Source organism: Streptomyces sp. WELS2 (genome assembly GCF_013870595.1).
Taxonomy (GTDB): domain Bacteria; phylum Actinomycetota; class Actinomycetes; order Streptomycetales; family Streptomycetaceae; genus Streptomyces.
In genome coordinates, this window is record NZ_JACBWZ010001229.1 from 1 (window position 1) to 1,396 (window position 1,396).

Consider the following 1,396-nt stretch of genomic DNA (forward strand, 5'->3'; position numbering starts at 1 on the left):
CGACGCTGGGCACGCCCGCCATGGCCGAGCCCCTTGCCGAGCAGCCGGTGCCAGGCCGGGTCGAACTCCACCTCGTCGATCCGGTGGCCGTACCGGTCGTGGCTGCGCAGCCGGGGCGGGTGCTCGTTCGCCCGCACCGCCCACTCCTGCACCTGCGCCGAACCCACGGCCCGGCCCAGCGCGGACAGCTCGGCGCGCACTTCGTCCAGGACGTCCGCGCCGGTGTACCGGTCGACGGCCTCGGCGAGGGCGCGGTCGGTGGTGAAGACGTCGTGGCCGACCAGCGGCGGCGGCTGGTTGGTCACGGTGTGGGTGGAGGTGCCTGCCATGATGGGGAACCTACCCGGGAAGGCCGCGGTGATGGCTTCCGGAGCGGCGGTGACGGCTTCCAGAGTGACACACGGCAGCCGCCCGGCGGGCCGGAACCGCCTCACCCCACCCCCTGGAACCGATCGCGGGCCCCGGAAGGTGAGGGCGGTCCCGTGCTGCGGATACCTTTGGGTCGTGCAGCCAGCAAGTGAAACCCCCGAGCGCCCGGCCGGCCGCTTCCACCGGGCCAGAGCTCTCTACCGGAACGTCTCCAAGCGCAGGACCGCCTGGCTGTTGCTCAAGGACACCGTCAACTCCTGCATGGAGTACCGCATCCTCGGCCTGGCGGCGGAGGCGGCGTTCTTCACGCTGCTGTCCGTGCCGCCGCTGCTGCTGAGCCTGATCGGTCTGCTCGGCTACGTCGACGACTGGACCGGCGCGGACACCATCCACAGCCTCGAGACCAACCTCCTCGACGCGTCGCGCACGGTGCTGTCCGACAAGGGCGTCAAGGAGATCGCCGAGCCGATCCTGCACGACGTGATGAAGGGCGGCCGGCCCGATGTCATCTCCATAGGCTTCCTGTTCGCCCTGTGGTCGGGATCGCGCGCGGTGAACGTCTTCATCGACACCATCACCGTCATGTACGGGCTCGACGGCGTCCGTGGCATCGTGAAAACGCGGATCATGGCGTTCCTGCTGTTCATCGTGGCGCTGCTGATCGGCTCGGTGGCGCTGCCGCTGATGGTGGCCGGGCCGGACGCGGTGGTCCGGATCGTGCCCTGGTCGGGGACGGTCGTCCAGGTCCTGTACTGGCCGGTCGTGATCGTCCTGTCCATCGCCTTCCTGACGACGCTGTACCACGTCTCGGTGCCGGTCCGCTCCCCGTGGATCGAGGACGTGCCCGGCGCGCTGGTCGCCCTCGCGATGTGGGTCCTGGGCAGCTTCCTGCTGCGCATCTACCTCATGTACACCATCGAGGGCGCCACGATCTACGGCTCCCTCGCCGCCGCGGTCGCGGTCCTGCTGTGGATCGGGGTGGGCGCCTTCGCCGTGCTCGTCGGCGCGGCCGTGAACGCGGCCATCG

At 70.2% G+C, this 1,396-nt stretch carries 1 protein-coding gene and 1 pseudogene; one reads left to right on the forward strand and one right to left on the reverse strand.

Annotated elements, in window-relative coordinates; genetic code table 11:
• A pseudogene (locus tag H5J33_RS35255) lies at positions 1–329 on the reverse strand (DNA alkylation response protein); the annotation flags it as partial.
• A 175-nt stretch (positions 330–504) separates the two neighbouring features.
• Here H5J33_RS35255 and H5J33_RS35260 point away from each other — a divergent pair.
• The coding region (locus tag H5J33_RS35260; protein WP_181798718.1) for a YihY/virulence factor BrkB family protein at positions 505–1,396 on the forward strand (892 nt) is incomplete at its 3' end.